This is a genomic window from Desulfoglaeba alkanexedens ALDC, assembly GCF_005377625.1.
GTDB lineage: Bacteria > Desulfobacterota > Syntrophobacteria > Syntrophobacterales > DSM-9756 > Desulfoglaeba > Desulfoglaeba alkanexedens.
Window position 1 is genome coordinate 68,197 of sequence record NZ_CP040098.1, and the last position, 16,748, is coordinate 84,944.

At 62.0% G+C, this 16,748-nt stretch carries 15 protein-coding genes and 1 other RNA gene; 10 read left to right on the forward strand and 6 right to left on the reverse strand.

The window, feature by feature from the left end; translation table 11 throughout:
* Nucleotides 1-111: 111 nt before the first annotated feature.
* Nucleotides 112-900 carry a hypothetical protein gene (locus FDQ92_RS00340; protein ID WP_137422758.1) on the forward strand — a complete coding sequence of 263 codons (789 nt, stop codon included), beginning with the start codon at nt 112-114 and terminating at the stop codon, nt 898-900.
* Between the two features lie 14 nt (nt 901-914).
* On the forward strand, nt 915-1,346 hold the full coding sequence (locus FDQ92_RS00345) for a hypothetical protein (protein WP_137422759.1): 432 nt from the start codon (nt 915-917) through the stop codon (nt 1,344-1,346).
* Nucleotides 1,347-1,364: 18 nt separating this feature from the next.
* Here FDQ92_RS00345 and nadB read toward each other — a convergent pair whose 3' ends face one another.
* Complete coding sequence (nadB, locus tag FDQ92_RS00350; protein WP_137422760.1) at nt 1,365-3,026, reverse strand: L-aspartate oxidase; 1,662 nt, start codon at nt 3,024-3,026, stop codon at nt 1,365-1,367.
* A gap of 180 nt (nt 3,027-3,206) precedes the next feature.
* Here nadB and FDQ92_RS00355 point away from each other — a divergent pair, with 180 nt between their 5' ends.
* The 4 genes from FDQ92_RS00355 to ffs all read left to right on the forward strand — a co-directional run bounded on the left by FDQ92_RS00355 (nt 3,207) and on the right by ffs (nt 5,333).
* Nucleotides 3,207-3,917 (forward strand): HAD family hydrolase, encoded by a 711-nt coding sequence (locus FDQ92_RS00355; RefSeq protein ID WP_137422761.1) that lies wholly within the window; start codon nt 3,207-3,209, stop codon nt 3,915-3,917.
* Between the two features lie 11 nt (nt 3,918-3,928).
* Nucleotides 3,929-4,261 (forward strand): J domain-containing protein, encoded by a 333-nt coding sequence (locus FDQ92_RS00360; RefSeq protein ID WP_137422762.1) that lies wholly within the window; start codon nt 3,929-3,931, stop codon nt 4,259-4,261.
* A gap of 12 nt (nt 4,262-4,273) precedes the next feature.
* Complete coding sequence (locus tag FDQ92_RS00365; protein ID WP_137422763.1) at nt 4,274-5,020, forward strand: hypothetical protein; 747 nt, start codon at nt 4,274-4,276, stop codon at nt 5,018-5,020.
* A gap of 55 nt (nt 5,021-5,075) precedes the next feature.
* Nucleotides 5,076-5,333: signal recognition particle sRNA large type (gene ffs, locus FDQ92_RS00370), an RNA gene on the forward strand.
* 27 nt (nt 5,334-5,360) lie between these two features.
* Here the strand turns inward: ffs and FDQ92_RS00375 are convergent.
* The 3 genes from FDQ92_RS00375 to FDQ92_RS00385 are packed head-to-tail and all read right to left on the reverse strand — an operon-like array spanning nt 5,361 to nt 9,565.
* Complete coding sequence (locus FDQ92_RS00375) at nt 5,361-7,703, reverse strand: tetratricopeptide repeat protein (RefSeq protein ID WP_170180115.1); 2,343 nt, start codon at nt 7,701-7,703, stop codon at nt 5,361-5,363.
* Between the two features lie 42 nt (nt 7,704-7,745).
* Complete coding sequence (locus FDQ92_RS00380; RefSeq protein ID WP_137422765.1) at nt 7,746-8,708, reverse strand: hypothetical protein; 963 nt, start codon at nt 8,706-8,708, stop codon at nt 7,746-7,748.
* Nucleotides 8,709-8,728: 20 nt separating this feature from the next.
* Nucleotides 8,729-9,565, reverse strand: coding sequence for an HDOD domain-containing protein (locus FDQ92_RS00385; protein ID WP_137422766.1), 837 nt, complete (start codon nt 9,563-9,565; stop codon nt 8,729-8,731).
* 208 nt (nt 9,566-9,773) lie between these two features.
* Here FDQ92_RS00385 and FDQ92_RS00390 point away from each other — a divergent pair, with 208 nt between their 5' ends.
* Nucleotides 9,774-11,177 carry an FAD-binding oxidoreductase gene (locus tag FDQ92_RS00390; protein ID WP_137422767.1) on the forward strand — a complete coding sequence of 468 codons (1,404 nt, stop codon included), beginning with the start codon at nt 9,774-9,776 and terminating at the stop codon, nt 11,175-11,177.
* A 295-nt stretch (nt 11,178-11,472) separates the two neighbouring features.
* On the forward strand, nt 11,473-12,903 hold the full coding sequence (pyk, locus tag FDQ92_RS00395; RefSeq protein ID WP_137422768.1) for a pyruvate kinase: 1,431 nt from the start codon (nt 11,473-11,475) through the stop codon (nt 12,901-12,903).
* Between the two features lie 142 nt (nt 12,904-13,045).
* On the opposite strand, the gene FDQ92_RS15835 is transcribed toward pyk, so the two are convergent.
* Nucleotides 13,046-13,174, reverse strand: coding sequence for a hypothetical protein (locus FDQ92_RS15835; protein WP_281276829.1), 129 nt, complete (start codon nt 13,172-13,174; stop codon nt 13,046-13,048).
* Nucleotides 13,175-13,509: 335 nt separating this feature from the next.
* Nucleotides 13,510-14,505, reverse strand: a complete 996-nt coding sequence (locus FDQ92_RS00400) for a 2-hydroxyacid dehydrogenase (protein WP_211341311.1) — start codon at nt 14,503-14,505, stop codon at nt 13,510-13,512.
* Between the two features lie 497 nt (nt 14,506-15,002).
* Here FDQ92_RS00400 and FDQ92_RS00405 point away from each other — a divergent pair, with 497 nt between their 5' ends.
* Both FDQ92_RS00405 and hepT read left to right on the forward strand, forming a co-directional pair.
* A complete protein-coding gene (locus tag FDQ92_RS00405; RefSeq protein ID WP_137422769.1) occupies nt 15,003-15,461 on the forward strand; it encodes a nucleotidyltransferase domain-containing protein in 459 nt (152 codons plus the stop codon).
* Nucleotides 15,458-15,916 carry a type VII toxin-antitoxin system HepT family RNase toxin gene (hepT, locus tag FDQ92_RS00410; RefSeq protein ID WP_137422770.1) on the forward strand — a complete coding sequence of 153 codons (459 nt, stop codon included), beginning with the start codon at nt 15,458-15,460 and terminating at the stop codon, nt 15,914-15,916. Before FDQ92_RS00405 ends, hepT begins: the two co-directional genes overlap by 4 nt.
* Nucleotides 15,917-16,748 lie beyond the last annotated feature (832 nt).

Consider the following 16,748-nt stretch of genomic DNA (forward strand, 5'->3'; position numbering starts at 1 on the left):
CCCGCCGCGGCTTCCCCGCGGCAGGTTTCGTTTGACACCACCCCAGGCGGATGTTAGCCTCACAGAACTCTAAGGCGGATTCCACATTCTTGGCTTTGTTGTATGGCAGTTATGGCTCAGCGCAATCGCTTGGCAGACCTTTTCGAAGGCAAACGCTCTCAGAAGATCGTCCTGACCGTCGCCGTTCTGGCTCTTCTTCTGCTTGAATTGCTCATTTATGTGGCCGCGGCCGGCCAGGCCGGCGAAAAGAGCCGCGTGATCGTGACGGACCACGAAGGGCGGAAGGTCTATGAAACCACCGGCGGCACGCTGACCAGTTACGAACGGATGGTTTTCGAAAGCACCTTCGGGCCGCTCGAAGGCTATCGGTTGCACGTGGAAACGGAAAAGCGGCCCTTCCCGTTTCGTGCATGGCTCACGGCGGCCGTCGGAATACCCATGGGGCTCATTCTCCTGATTGCTTTCGCGGTCAAGGTGTTCATGACGCTGCTTTACGGGGAAGATGGGGGCGACCCGGGGGAACGCGGTCCGCAGGGGGAGGCGACCGCTGGGCGCTTCGGTTCGGTGCTCCACGCCATGCACCGGGTTTCCGTCCTGCACTTCGGCCTGCTGGTGGTGCTGGGGCTGATCCTTTTCTGGATGGTTCCCAATTTCATCGAAGACTTCGGGCGGGTGGCCGCCGCCTTCCTGGTGGACCACAAGTGGTTCCTGCTGGCGACGGCGGGTTTTGCGGCCTTCCTCATCATTTGGGTGATTTACTTACGCTATCGGCTGTCACGACAGATGCTCGACCATCAGTATCGCATCGAAAAGCTGCGGATCGAGCACCAGGCACTCGTTAAGGACGACGCTCCGACCCTGCTCACTCAAACCGGCGATCAGGCTTCTCAGGGCAACTGAAAGGACTTCCCGTCATGTGGTTCAGCCGACTTTTCAAACGCAGGAAATCCGAAGACGCGGAAAAGAGACCCACCGTCACGCAGGGCATTTTCTACCTCTACCTGATTATCGGGCTGCAGGTGCTGTTCGTGTTCGCCCTGATGGCGATCATCATCACGATCGGAAAGGTGCTGGCCACGCCCCTATGGGTGTTTCTCTTCACTTTTTTGGTGGGCGTGGGCGGATGCATGTACATCTACCGGAAGGCCAAATCCCAGTTCCGGCGGTTCAAAGAGACACTCCAGCGCGTGGACCTGTCGGATCGCAATTACGAAATCAGCCTCATGGGCGGCGTTCTCACGATGCGGGTCGAGCACCATCCGCGGACGCTCTTGGAAGACCATTCCCCACCGGTGTTGGAAGCGGAAACGGTTAAGGCACAGCCGGGAAGCGGTCTCGCGGGCTGAACGGGCGGGCGGCGGCCGTCACCACGCGAGGCCCTGCACCACGGGATCGCCGTAGGGTCCGCGTTGGATGACAGTGTCCTTGCGCCAGTGGATGTCGTCTTTTTGAGGGTAATCCAGGTTGTAGTGCAGACCTCGGCTTTCGGTCCTCGCGATGGCGCAATGGATGATCAGTTCGGCCACCAGGGCCAGATTCTGCAGTTCCACCAGGTCGCTGTTGAGCTGGATGTTGGGCATGTGTTCGCGGATTTCGAGCCAGATCTGGGCCATGTGTTTTTGAGCCAGCCTCAGGCGTTTGTCCCTTCGAACGATCCCCACGTAGTTCCACATCAGACGCCGGACGTCGTCCCAGTTATGGGAAATCAGAACCATTTCATTCTGGTTGCCGTTGGCCGCATCGAACGGGAAGGCTTCGGCGGAAACGGCGGGAAAGCGGCGCCGCCGCCATGCTTCCAGGCGTTCGGTGCAGCAGCGGGCCGCTTCATGGGAGAAGACGGCCGCCTCCAGCAGCGAATTGCTCGCCAAGCGGTTGGCTCCATGAAGCCCGGTGCAGGCGCATTCCCCGATGGCGTAGAGGTTCGGAAGCGACGTTTCACCGGCGAGATTTGTGGCGATCCCGCCGCACATGTAGTGGGCCGCGGGGACGACCGGTATCGGGTCCCGGGTGATATCGATTCCCAGAGACAGGCATTTGCTGTAGATGTTTGGAAAGCGTTGCTTGAGAAATGCCGGATCTCGGTGGGTGATGTCCAGGAAGACGCAGTCGTCGCCCGTTCGTTTCATTTCGGTATCGATGGCGCGGGCCACCACGTCCCGGAAGGCCAGGTCTTTCATGGGATGGTACTTTTCCATGAAGGCGTTGCCGCGGCGGTCGATGAGGCGGCCGCCTTCGCCCCGCACGGCTTCCGAAATCAGGAAGTTTTTCGCTTGGGGGTGGTAGAGGCAGGTGGGATGGAATTGGACGAATTCCAGGTTGGCCAGGCGGGCGCCGGCGCGGTAGGCCATGGCGAGTCCGTCGCCGGTGGCCACGTCGGGGTTGCTGGTATAGAGGTAGACCTTTCCGGCGCCGCCGGTGCACAGCAAGGTGGCATGAGCCATGAACGTGTGGATTTCGCGGGCCTTGCTGTCGAAGATGAAGGCGCCCCAGCATTGCTGGTGCTGTTTAAGCGGAGTGGTGCCCAGCCGCAGGGAATCGTGCTGTACGATGAGGTCCAGGGCCAGGTGGTCTTCGAAGATGTGGATGTTGGGGTTCGCTTCCGCCGCTTCGATGAGGACCCGTTCGATGGCTCGACCGGTCATGTCTTCCGCGTGGACGACCCGGTTGCGGCTGTGGCCGCCTTCCCGGCCGAGATCGAAGAAGGCCTCATCGGTTCGGCTCTTCGAAAAGGCAACGCCGAAGGTCACCAGGTCGCGGATGCGGTCCGGCCCGGAACGGACCACCTTTTCCACCACGTCTTCGTGGCAGAGGCCGTCTCCGGCCTTCAGGGTGTCTTCGATGTGGAGCTGGAACGAGTCGTCGGGACCCAGGGCGGAAGCGATGCCGCCCTGAGCATAGTTGGTGCTGGTTTCCAGCTTGTCCTTTTTGGTGACGATGGCCACCGTGGCATCCCGGGCGGCCTTGAGGGCGAAGGTGAGCCCGGCGATGCCGCTTCCGATGACCAGAAAGTCGAACTGATGGTCCATGCGTTGAACCTCGCGAACTTTTTGAAGGAACGAGCGTCGGATCCGGCGGGCGGCAAGGCCCGCCCGAAGGGCACGGTACGGTGCCGTCCCGCGGCAGAGGCGACTCTATTCCATAACGCGGCGCTTGTAAAGTGAGGGGGCGCCACCTGCAGCAGATGAAGGAACGGGCGAGGTGGTCTTATGACGAGAGATCTTTCGAAGGACTCTTTCCGCTCCAGCGACCGGGGCTCCCCCGAGCCGACCTGGAACGAGGGGCCGCTTGATTCCCGGATCAAGGTGACGGTTTTCGACTGCGACGGCGTGCTGTTCGATTCCAGGGAAGCCAACGTTCATTTCTACAACCACGTGCTGGAGCACGTGGGCCGGCCGGCGGTCAGGCCCGAACAGGAGGAGTTCATCCACATGCACGCGGTGAGGGATTCTCTGGCGTTCCTCATCGGCCCGGGGCCTCTCCTGGAAAAGGCCTTGGATTACTGCCAAAGTTTCGATTTTAGCCGGTTCAACCGTTACCTGAAGGTGGAACCGGGCCTGGAAGAGCTGCTGGCCGCCCTCAGGGGGCGCTACCACGTGGTGCTTGCCACCAACCGGACCGTGTCCACCCGGCAGCTCCTGGCTGATTTCAACCTGGAGCGGTTCTTCGATCACCTGGTGACCGCGGCGGACGTGACACATCCCAAGCCGCACCCGGAAAGCATGCAGCGCATCATGAATCGGTTTTCCGCCGAACCGCGGGAAATCCTTTTCGTCGGCGATTCTCCGGTGGACGAGCAGCTCGCGCGCGCAACCGGGGTTTTCTTCGCCGCTTACAAGAACCCGGCCCTTCAGGCCCATTTCCATATCCAGCACTTCGGCCGGCTAAAGGACCTCTTGGTTCCCGAAACCGAAACCTGAAAGGCTCGATCATGGCCCGCGCCCCTTCGAACCCCCTCGTGGAACGGCTTCTCCAGGCCCGCGAAGTGCTGGGACTGCCCGAAGAAGCCAGCCTCGCGGACGTCAAGAAAGCCTACCGGAGCTTGAGCCTGAGCCTTCACCCGGACCGCAGGCCGCCGGAGGAGCGCGAGGAAGCCGAAGCCGCCATGCAGCGGGTGAACGAGGCCTACGCCGTGTTGGAGTGCTTCCTCGAACACTACCCGGTGCCCCTGCACCGGAAGGCTCTCGAAGCCAGGGTATTCGACCCCGAGCAGTGGTGGCGCGAGCGGTTTGCGGGTCCTGTAGCCGGAAACGATTCCGATTGAAGGCCGCCCGCTGTGACCTCAGAACTTCACCTCATCGGGACCGTTCACCGGGACCCGCTCGGCTACCCGAGAACCGTGAGGGCCCTCGAAGCCCTGCGGCCCGCCTTCGTACTGGTGGAACTCAGCGTCTTCGGTTGGGCGTTCCGTGCCGCCCACGGCCGCGAACTCAAGAGCCGACTTTTCAAAGCCCTTCGGCGCATCGCCCGCGAAAGCCGGACCCCCTTGCGGTCCCTGTTCGCCAACCCGCACATTCGAGCCATCCAGCGCCAGGTGGATTTCCCCTTCGAATATCGCGCATCCTCTCGCTACGTGAAGGAAACGGCGGGCAGCCTCTTCCTGATCGACGATTCGTCGTTCAGCCGCCGCGAGATTCTGCGGTGGCCCGAGCTTCTGTCCTACGACAACCTCGTTCGCCTGACGCGCGACCATAGCCAGGCCGCGGGCGCCGAAAGGGAATATGCCAGGGCGCGGCGGCGCATCGAGGAGTCGGAGCCGCGGGGCGGGCTGCTTCCGGTGAGCGCGGGTTCGAATGGGGCGGCTCGCTGGGCCGCCCGCGAAAGCCACATGGAGCGCCAGGTGAGGGCCGTCGTTCGCCGGCATCCCGGCGAACGCGTGGCCTACATCGGCGGATGGTGGCATCTTTCCGCCTCCGAACCCACACCGACCCTCAGGACACTCCTGAACGATCTCGGCCCCGCCTGCAGGCTGCTCTGCGACCTCCCCGCGCCGTCCGCCCGGCCGCCCGGACAAAGGCGTTGAAGTTCCCTGGAAAATCTGGTAGGTACGGATCACTGCGAACGGTCATGAGCCTTGGTCGTGCTAGGCGGGGAGTTAGCGGTGCCCTGTCGCCCGAAATCCGCTCAGCGGGGCTGAATCCCCTCTGGAGGGCCTGCGCTGAACAGGCCGTCGTGACCTTCGGCACCGATTGGACACCGCGCAACGGGCGGATGTGAACCCCGTCAGGTCCGGAAGGAAGCAGCGGTAAGCATTGCAGCCCGTGTCGTGGTTCACTCTAATCCGGAGCCGGAGGGAAAGCGGCTTGCACTCAGCCGGTTCGACAGAGGGTGCACGGCCAAGGATCTTTTTTCACCTCCGCCGTCTATCGAAGCGGATCGGATGAAAACGAGGAAGGAACGTCCGGGAACGGCCCGGCGCTCCCCCCGCTCACGTGCTCATCCGAAAGCCGCTGTTCGACTTCCGCCAACGCTTTGGTCGCTTCCAGCTTGGTCGCCGCGTCAAGCTCCGACTCCAGGGCCTTCCGCAGAGCGGCTTCGGCCGAACGCCAGTCCCCTTTGGCCTGGTACACTCTGCCCAGGTGATAGTGGATGGTCGGATCCGCGGGCTTTCCCTTGGCGGCTTCCGTCAGCAGCCACAGGCTGCGGCTGTAGAGGTTCCTCTTGAAGTAGGCCCACGCCAGCGTGTCCATCACGTCGGGGTCTTCCGGAAACCGGTCGAAGGCCGACTGGGCGAGTCCCAGGGCCCGGTCTTCGTTCAATCCTTCCTCAAGGTACATCCAGGCGAGGTTATTGGCCGTCACGGGTGAATGGGGATCGCGTTTGAGGGCCTCTTCCAGGACATTCACGGCGTCCTGGATCCGGCCCTGTCGGCGGTAGAACAGCGCAAGGTCGTTGTAGGCCGACGTGAAGTGGGGGAGCGACCGGATGCATCGAAGGTAAAGACGCTCCTTTTCCGCCGGGTCGTCCCCGCCGATCCGGATCATACTCCCGTAAGCGCAGGCCAGGGACGGCTCCAGTTCAACCGCCTTGATAAAGGCGGCCTTCGCGGCGTCCACCCGTCCGGAAGCCGCCCAGGTTTCCCCGAGCACGTGGTAGAGGTAACCGCTGTTCGGAGCCCTCTGGATGAGCTGCTCCAGGGTGCGCACGGCGCCGTCGCCGCCGACTTCCGAAAGGAGAAGCTCGGCAAGCCGCAGGCCGGCGTCGGCGGAAACCGGTCGGCGTTCGAGAAACGCTTCGAAGCATTCCCGAGCCTCCTTGGCGTGACCCGAGGCGTTACGTTCCAGCGCCAGGAAAAACAGGGGTTCGGGAGCTTCGGGAACGAGTCGGCGGGCGGCCATGAACCGCGTCCTCGCTTCCTGCAGCCGTCCTGAAGCCAGCAGCGTCGCTCCCAGAAGCAGCTGGGCGTTCACATTTTCCGGTTCCCGCTCGCAAAGGCGCCGCAGATGCTGTTCCGCCAGGTCGTATTCTTCCAGCTTGTAGAAAACGCCGGCCAGGACCAGTTCCGCATCGCTGAAGGCATGATCCAGGGTGAGAGCCCGAATGAGGCTCTTGCGGGCCAGATGCACCTGGTTTCCCCTGAGATATGCCAGTCCCAGGAGATAGTGCGCTACGGGAAGATCGGGCTCCCAGTCCACGACCGTCTCGAAGGCACTCACCGCGGCGATCCGCTCGTCTTTGAGCAGTCGGAGCTTGCCTTCCAAAAGCTTGAGTTCCAAGTCCTTGTGCCCGGCTCGATTTAATCCTTGGAGGACTTCTTCGGCTTCACCGTAACGCGATGTCGCGAGAAGGATTTCGATTTCCAGCTTTCGAAGGACTGTTACCCCGGGCGTTTGCCGCTGCAGGCGGCGGAGTTCGTCCAGGGCTTCATCGTAACGTTGCTTTCGATGGTAGAACTCGACCAGGCGCCGCCGAAAGGCCGGGTCGCCCGGCGCGTTCTGCACCGCGGCCGTCAGGCAGCGCTCCGCCCGGACCGCATCCCCCCTCAGATCCCAGTAATGAGCCAGGTGCGAAAGAAGTTCCGGGTCGTCGGGGTCCAGCCGTTCCAGCCGCGAAAAAACCTCTTCCGCCCGCTCCATGTCCCCCAGGGCAGCCAGGCAGGAAGCCAACTTGATGCGGGCGGCGGGGTCGTCCGGGGCCAGGGCGAGCGCCTCGGCATAGGCCTTTGCCGCTTCGTTGAAGAACGCGCCGAGCACGTGCAGATCCCCGGCGAGTGTCTGCACCCGGGCGTCGTCTTCATAGCGTTCCAGGAGCCACTGGAGGTTCCGCCAGGCTTCCGGGAGGTTTCCCGTGGCCATGAGAAGCCGGGTCAGGTCGCGGCGGGCCTCTGCGGCCTCGGGGGCAAGGCCGACCGCCTGCCGGAACGCGTCGAGAGCCTCGGGATAGGCGCCGAGTTTTTCATGGCAGCGCCCGATCTTCAGCAGGACGTGCCAGGCCTGCGGCTTCAGTTCCAGCGCCTTCCGCCAGGTTCGCAGAGCCGATGGAAAATCCCCGCGTTCACACGCCTGGGCGGCCTTTTCATCCAGCCGGCGGAAACGGCTCTCAGGATCGCCGAAGCAACCGACCGCGGCCAACGCCAGGAATACCAGCAGCGCCGACATTGCGGCCGAGGGTCTTCCGGAATCGTCGCCCTTTCGGGAACCGGCCCCGGGGGTTCCAACAGATGAGACGGCGGGGTTCAGCACGCTTCGTTCTCTCCCGGCCCGCACCGGCATGCTCCCGAAGCATGACTCCGTGCGGCGCTTTCGTCTTCAGCGCGGCCGGACGCAGGCCACGATCACGAGAAAGGCCGCCGACGCCAGCACGGCGGCAAGGATTTCCAGCTTGTGCACAAAGATGAATTTCACGGTTTTCAAGAGCACACTGAGAAACCATGGAAGCGCCGGGGCGTCTCCCAGCGGCCGACGCTGCACCTCGATCGCTCGGTTGGCGGAGCGCAGGCGTTCCGTTTCTTCCGGTTCGCCGGAACCTGCACTCCGGTCGCTTCCTGCTTCCGAAGCCCCGAAGACCTGGGCGGGACCTTCAGTGGAACGGCGGCTCTCAGACAGTCTGGCCGCTTCCGACCGGCCGGAAAGGGATTGAGCCATAACGAAAAGGGCTTCCTGGCCGTCTTCTCCTGCCGCGCCGAGAGCGCCCCTTCCGGCCACCGCCCGCTGCTCCCGATGGAGGGTCTCCACGGCGGCGGCTATCGAAAGCGGCCCGGGGCCGCCCGTTCTTCCCGCAGCTATTTCCAAAAGCTGCGGCGCCGGCAGCCCGGTTCGCCGGGAAACGGAGGACTCGCTGACGAGCCCCGCCAGCAGTTCCCGGGTGCGCTCCTGGAGGGCCCGGTATTCTTCCAGGATTTTTGCGGCCTTGAGGTTGGCGTACAGGATTTCCAGCAGCCGGGCGTCCAGGGATCCGCCGGGCCGCGGGATCACCATGCGAAGAGGCGGGTTGGGATCCAGGCGGAGGACGGGGACAAACGGGTCGGCTTCCCAGTGAAGGAGCGGACCTCGCCCGGCTGCCTCGGGCAGATCGTTCAGGTTATCGTAGAAAACCAGCGAGCCGCCGGCGGAAGGAGCGGCCCGCTGCCGTGCGTCCGCAAACGTTCCGTGATCCTGATGATCCCTTTCGATGTAGGTCGCCGTTGACACAGCGGGCGCAAGAAGGAACACGGCCGCCAGCGCCGCGGTCAGCCGAGTCCGTCCCGGGAGGGTCGCAAGCCTCTTTTTCATGGCCGTCCACGACTCCATCTTCACGGAAGCGGCTTGCCGGCGGCATGCGCCCATTGCCGGGTGAATGCCACCACCTCGTCCCGGCTGAACCCGCACTCGTTCAGGACCCATCCATCGGCCGGTTCCTTAAAGGACCCGTCGATCAGCCCCGGTTCATCCAAGGCCCGCACGGCCCGGTCGGCCAGATACACCAGGAGGCCCACGGCGGTTTCGGACCTCAGCGGATCGTGGTGGTGAAGGATCGCGTCCGCCGTGACTTCGGGAATGCCCCATCGTTCGGCCAATTGAAAGCCCACCGAGGCGTGGTGGGCTCCGAGCGCCTCTTCTTCGGCCTGAACCAGAGGGAGATCCAGGCGTTCCATCAGGTCCCGCACCCGAAGTTCCATCGCTTCGGGAAGACGGGCCAGCACCAGCTTTCCCACGTCGTGGAGCAACCCGGCGGTGAAGGCGGTTCCCGTGGGGACGCCGAGGTCCACGGCCTTTGCCGCAAGCCGCTGAGCGGCTCGGGCCACATCGAGGAAGTGGTCCTTGGCGCCCTGCAGCCAGAGATTTGAAGAGCGGCACCGGGCCAGCGAATCGATCAGGCCGTGGAGATAGGCCGCCATGGCGATTCCCGCCACCGTTTCCCGGCCGAGAAGCAGGACGGCGTGGTGGATGGAGGTGACTTCCACGGGAAGGGAATAATAGGCGGAGTTGCAGAGGTGCAGGGCCTGCAGGGCGAGACCGGGATCCTCTTCGACAATGCGTACGAGCATCCCGGGTTCCGCCCGAGGATTTCCAATGATCTCCATCAGCCGGATCATGGTTTCGGGAAGAAGAGGAGCATGTTCGAGTGCCTGGATGACCGCGTCGTGCATGGTAAAGGCCTTTTCGGGTGAAAGCCCTGACAACCGCTTCGAGCCGGGTTCGGTATCGGGCGCACGGAAGATGCGCCGCACCGGGGAGGCCGGAACACAGCGTGGTTGCTCTCAGGGCCCGATCACCCTATAATCAATGTACCTGAGCTTTCAAGTCACTTTTGCGTTCCCTTTCATCGCCTATGCATGCAAGGCCGCCCGGGATTCCATGAACGCTGTGCCTCTTGAAGCCCTTCAACGCGTGGTGGGCAAGCCCAATCTTCTGGTTTCGGCTGAAGAACGCTTCACCTACGCCTTCGACGCGAGCAAGCTGGAAGCCGTCCCCGACGCCGTGGTGTTTCCGGCCTCCGCCGAAGAAGTTTCCGAGATCCTCGCCCTCGCCGTCCGGTACGGGTTTCCCGTGGTTCCACGCGGCGCGGGAAGCGGCATGGTGGGCGGCGTGCTGGCTCAAAAGGGCGGCGTGGTGCTCGTCCTCACCCGCCTGAACCGCATCCTCGAACTGGATCCCGAAAACATGCTGGCCGTGGTGGAGCCCGGGGTGGTCACGGGACGGCTCCAGGCGGAAGCCGCCCGCCACGGCCTTTTCTACCCGCCCGACCCGGCGAGCCTCCAGTTTTCGACCCTGGGAGGCAACGTGGCCACGGGAGCCGGCGGACCGCGCGCCGTGAAATACGGGGTCACCCGCGACTACGTCCTGGGGCTGGAAGTGGTCCTTCCTACAGGCGCCGCCATCCGTACGGGCGCCCGCACCATCAAAAGCGTGGTGGGCTACGACCTCACCCGCCTCTTCGTCGGTTCTGAAGGAACCTTGGGCGTGGTCACCCAGATCACGCTGCGGCTGATCCCGGCCCCCGAAACCGTGAGGACCCTCCTGGCGGTCTTTCCCGACCTGGACGACGCCGCCCGAACGGTTTCGGCCGTGATGCGGTCCCGCATCATTCCTTCCACGCTGGAATTCATGGACCGGGCCACCATCGAAGCCGTGGAAAACCACCTGAAGCTGGGACTTCCCACCGAGGCGGAGGCGATCCTTCTGATCGAAGTGGACGGCCGACATACGGTTGTGGACGAAGACGCCGCGCGGGTGGAAGCCATCTGCCGGGAACACGGAGCCACCCAGGTGGAAAGGGCCGGCACCGACACCGAAAGGGACCGCCTCTGGAAGGCCCGCCGATCCATCTCCCCGGCGCTCGGCCGCATCCGTTCAGGGAAGATCAACGAAGACGTCACCGTCCCTCGGACCCGCATCCCCGAACTGATTCGAACCATCCGGGACCTGGCGGCTCGGTACGACCTGGTCATCGTGAATTTCGGCCACGCCGGCGACGGAAACATCCACACGAATATCATGGTGGACCGAAAAGACGCGGACGAACTGCGCCGGGCGGAACGCGCCGTGGAGGAACTCTTCCGGGCGGTGATCGATCTCGGGGGGACCCTTTCCGGGGAACACGGAATCGGCATCACCAAGAGTCCCTTTCTCCAATGGGAAGTGGACGAGGGGGCCTTCGAGGCCATGTGGCGGATCAAGCGCGCGCTGGACCCCGCCAACATCCTGAACCCCGGCAAAATGTTCGTTCCCAATCGCGCCTTCTTCGCCAAGGGGTCTTGAAGGTGGACGTGTCGGCACGCATGGAGCTGGAAAAGGTCTTCCGGGCGGGCCTCGCCGCGGTTGGACCCCGAAGCGGCGGTCCGTCGCCATCTGAGCCGAGACGGCGACGTGCTCCTTCCCACCAGCTTCGCCGACTGCTTCAATATTTTAAAAAAATACGGCATCGACACGCGTTTGCCATCCGCCGCGTGCAAGGTTGATCAAGGAAGACTTGGAAGAACGCCGGCCCCACGCGGACCAGCGTGATGCACGTTGTGGGGCTTTTGGTGAAGGGGTGAATGGGGGAAAAGCTACGATGATCGCTTTCAAGGACTTTAGAAAAACGAAGATCGTCTGCACGCTCGGGCCGGCGTCCCAGTCGGAATCGCGCATCCGCGAACTCGTCCTGGCCGGCATGGATGTGGCCCGCTTGAACTTCTCGCACGGGGACTACGAAAGCCATCGGGAAATCATCCGCACCGTGCGGCGCATCGCAGCGGAATGCGAAAGAAATGTGGGCGTCCTGCAGGATCTCGGCGGCCCCAAGATCCGCCTGGGACATATCCAAAACGCGGCACGGGAACTCCGGACGGGAGAGGCCGTCAGCCTGGTGCCCGGCGACCGGGCGGACGGAGACGATCTTCCGGTCCATTACCCGCATCTGGTTGAAGACGTGAAGGTGGGCGACCGCATCCTGATGGCGGACGGCCTGGTGGAACTGAAAGTGGAAGCCAAAAACGGCGGGAAGGTCCAGTGTCGGGTGCTGGTGGGCGGAACGGTTCATTCGCACAAGGGCGTGAACCTGCCGTCGAGCCCTCTGCAGATCGCCGCCTTCACGGGAAAGGACCGGCAGGACCTCACGGTGGGACTCGAAGAACAGGTGGACTTCGTGGCGCTTTCCTTCGTCCGCCACGAAAGCGACCTGGAACCCGTCCGGCGGATCCTCGCTTCGATCAAGCGCCCTCCCCTTCTCATTGCGAAAATCGAAAAGCCGCAGGCCCTGGAGCGGTTCGAAGCCATCCTGGCCGGGGTCGACGGCGTCATGGTGGCCCGGGGCGACTTGGGCGTGGAAACCCCCCTGGAAGAAGTCCCCATCATTCAGAAGCGAATCATTCAGACGGCACGCCGCGCCGCAAAGCCCGTCATCACGGCCACCCAGATGCTCCGGTCCATGGTGTCGAGCCCGCGGCCGACCCGGGCGGAAGCCACCGACGTGGCCAACGCCATCCTCGACGGAACCGACGCGCTCATGCTGTCCGAAGAAACCGCCATGGGCGCCTACCCCGTCGAATCCGTGCAGACCCTTCACCGGATCGCCATGGCCACCGAACCGCACCTCGAAAAAGAGCGGTTCCTGAAGGAACCTGCATCGGAACTGCTGCCCCAGACTGCGGCCGGCATCAGCCGGGCGGCCTGCGCCCTGGCCGAAGACCTCCAGGCCGCCGCCATCGTCGCATCCACCGCTTCCGGGAGCACCGCACGCCTCATCTCACGCTTTCGCCCCTCCTGCCCCCTGGTCGGGCTCACCCACCAGCCCGAAACCCTCAGGCAGCTCACCCTGTCCTGGGGGGTGATCCCGTCCCTCGTTCGGCATTTCCACGATACGGACGAGATGTTCAGCCTGGCGGGATCCTGGCTGGTGGCCCAAAAAATCGCCCGACAGGGCGACCGGATCATCCTGACGGCCGGCCTGCCGCTCCAGATTTCCGGAACCACCAACCTACTCCGAGTGATGGAACTGGAATGAGGCTTGCCGGGAAGCTCTCCAATAGGAGCGCGCTTGCCCGCAATAGGGGTCGCCCCGGCGCTTACGGGTGAGGTCGCTTGGGTGGAATCGCGAGAACGCCCGTTCCTGATCGCTTGGATCGGGTCCGAGGGGAAACCTGGTCCTACTTGGCGGCCTTGGCCAGGATTTCCAGGTTCTTTTGCATGCGCTTTCGGTCTTCCTTGCGATTGGCCTTGTTGGGCCGATCCTTGCCCTTGCGGATCCGTTTCGTCTGCTGCGTCGGAGACGGCATTTTGGGTACCTCCTTCATCGCTCCACGGCGGCTGAATTCCTCCATCGGGGAAACCTTTACCCCGAAACATCACGGCGTCTTTGCGGACCTGTTTGTATAGCAGCTCCGCCGCCGCCTGTCACGGAAAACCCTTCCACCTTGTTCCCAAGCTCCAACTTGGGAACACAACTGTGCAGAAGCTCCAGCTTCGATTCCCATGAAGCCGTTCCCAAGCTCCAGCTTGGGAACGAGGGGATATCCCCCCTTTCCTGATCCCCGATTATTACCATACCCGAGCTTAAGGGGCTGTCCAGTTTTTGGGGGGAATTATACCCCTCTCATCGACGAACGAGACGTTATCTATATTGTTCGCGGGATACTATACCGCGAATCGGCTTATCTTGGATGAAATGACGAACATTTAAAGCCGCCGATTCGACGGCTCTTTCAATGACACCGGGAACCATCGCCGAATTGTGCGGCGAACCGATGAAATTAGGAAGCCCGCAGAAGGGATGATCCATTTTGAAGGTGCCCGTGCTGAAAGGTTCGATCCACCAGGCGTCGATGCCCGCCTTGAAATGAGGGTTATTCACAAGGTGTTCGAAAAGCGCGGCCTCGTCTATGAGTGCCGCTCGCGCTACGTTGACTAAAATGGCGTCCGATTTCATCAACTCGAGCTCATGACGACCTATGAGGTTGCTCGTTCGCTTGTTTAGAGCGATGGAAAGGACGGCGATGTCGGATTCCTTTAAAACGAAGTCGAGATCCTTGAGCGTCCCGATGAAGTCCACCGCTTCTTGAGTCCTGCCGCTTGAGTTTATAGCGTATATCTTACATCCCAGACATCGAAAGAGCTTCGCCGCCGCCTTTCCGATGCCGCCGAAACCAATAATGGCGACCTTAGAACCGGATACCATCTTATTGATTTCAAACTGGTTGAATTCGCCGTGCGCCAGCTTATTGTGATTTTTCAGCAGCTGCTTTGCCAGCGCGAGCACCATGGCCAGTACGTGCTCCGCCATCGGTTCGGCGTAGGCGCCGACGTTGCTTGCGATCACCACGCCTTCGGGGATATCGTCGAAGGGAACGTGATCAGCACCAGCCGAAAGAAGCTGCAGGAAGCGCAACCGCGTAAGCAGCGGGTATTCATCCTTGGCCAATTCTTTTGGAGGGTTCCAGGAAAAAAGCACATCCGCCGTTTGCAGCACTTTCTTTCTGTCTTCGTCGTTCAGCTCGCTCAGAAAAGAAAAGGATGCCCCTTCCGGCATCGTTTTAAACAACAACGCTTTTTCTTCTTCGTCCATGCCGAAAGTCACGACAATGCGGCAACGTTCCATGTTGGAATTCACGGATTTGTCCTCCCTTCTCGACGAACTCCGGCGCCTCATGAGCGATGCCCGGAGCCACTGTCAAGGTCTGAAAACCGAGCCTTGAAGGATTTCGTTTTCGCATGTAGCACCGTCTCTATCATTCCGTTGGCCTTGATCATATGCAGTCTTAGCTGACACCCATCTCAACGTTTTTAGGCTAACGAATACAGCGAGTTGGGTCAAGGTGTTCGCCTTCTATTTTTGTATTTTTGATTGACAATAAGACTTACCCATCATATATGGGTGCAGATCTTTTAGAACAACATCCAGGGTGACCCTATGAGGTAGATCCAGATGGCCTTGAAGCAGGAAGCGCATCAGCTCCGTTTCCTCTCGTTCCCAAGCTCCAGCTTGGGAACGAGAGGAAACAAGAAGATCTCTTTGCGCCTTTGCGCCTTTGCGTGAGACATTTTGCTTGCGGCCATCCGACCTGGAAGTCGGACGTCTTGACCTCCGGCAGAGCGAGAGACCTGAACATGCGCAAGGAACCCCACCTATCCGCTGCCACCATCGGCGCGAAGCTTGAGCGTATCGCCCGGCGCCATGGTATTGCCGACATCTACGCCTTCGGCAGCCGGGCCGGAGCGGCGGCGTCGCAGCTCGAGGCCCTGCAGTCCGATCCCTCGGTCTTCGATCCCGGATCCGATCTCGATATCGGCGTACGCCCTTTCTTCGGCGTTCGCCTTATGGCCAGGGACCGGGTGGAACTCACCTTGGAGCTGGAGGATCTCTTTTCGGCGCCCCGGGTCGATCTGGTGATTCTGCCGGAAGCGGACCCTTACCTGGCGCTGGAGATCGTCCGCGGCGAGCTCCTCTACTGCGCCGATGCCGACGAAGAGGCCCGCAGCCAGCTGTTTGTCTTGCGCCGGGCCGCGGACTTGGCCCCCTTCAAGCGCGAGCGCATGCGGATGATCCTTGAGGAAGGCGCGAGATGACACCGACCGCCCTGCGCCGCACCGTGGTCACGGAACGGGCGGCGTGGATCCGAAACATGCTCGACGGGATCCGTTCACTGCCATTGGAAAGCCTTGATGCCTTCCTTGGCGACCCGCGCAATGCGGCGGCGGCCGAATCCTACCTGCGCCGGGCTCTCGAAGCGCTGCTGGATCTGGGGCGCCACCTGCTGGCCAAGGGGTTTGCGGTCGCACCGACCGAATACAAGGAAATGGCCCGCGAACTGGAACGCTCGCAGGTCCTTCGGGCGGAAGAAGCCCGCCGGCTGCGGCAACTGGCCGGCTATCGCAATCGGCTCGTGCATTTCTACCATGAAGTCGGCGTGGAGGAACTCTACGACCTATGCGCCCACCGCGCCGCCGACATCGAAACGCTGCTGGAGCGCCTCCTGAACTGGATCCAAGACCACCCGGAAAAAATCGATACGGCCCTTTAACCCGAAGGATCCCCAGTGAAACGAAATTCAGCGGGCACGGATACCCGATAAAGATCGTTTTCTCCTGTGAAAGCGATAGAACAAATATTATTATGGCTTATCCGCATTGAAATACTCAATTGATCCAGTCGAGGTCGGGGTGTTGCTCTTTCAATTTCGTGCCTTGGCTTCTTTGGCGCCGAAGGACACCGAAGCGGATCGTGCGTTCGGCGAAATGATGGGTGGGCTCGAGCGGGCCCGCATCCGGAGTGCTGGCGTGGCAACATTCGCAAGAACATCACTTGCCGCTGGGTGCAGATCTTTTAGAACGACACCCAGGGTGACCCTCTGAGGTAGATCCAGATGACCTTGAAGCAGCAAGCGCATCAGCTCCGTTTCCCCTCGTTCCCAAGCTCCAGCTTGGGAACGCCCTGCCCGGGAAGCTCCAGCTTCCCTCCCCGTAAAGGATTCCCCCTCATTCCCAAGCTCCGGCTTGGGAACGAGCAGATGGGTCACGGCTTCAGGGGAATCGAAGCTGGAGCTTCTGCACAGTTTTGTTCCCAAGCTGGAGCTTGGGAACAAGAAGCAAAAGCTCCAGCTTGGGAACAAGAAGCAAAGGGGTTCTTTCTCAAAGTGAGTGGGTAACATAAACTTTCCCCTCCCCCTTGATGGGGGAGGGCTAGGGTGGGGGTGATTCAGGGTTCAGCAAAAACATAACTCCGACCGCTAAAACCCATCCCCTCGTTCCCAAGCTTCAGCTTGGGAACGAGGGGATGGCTTAATGCAGGTAGGGGCACAGCGGCACTGCGCCTCTACGCCTCTACCCTGTGCGTAGCCCACGTCACGCACCTGG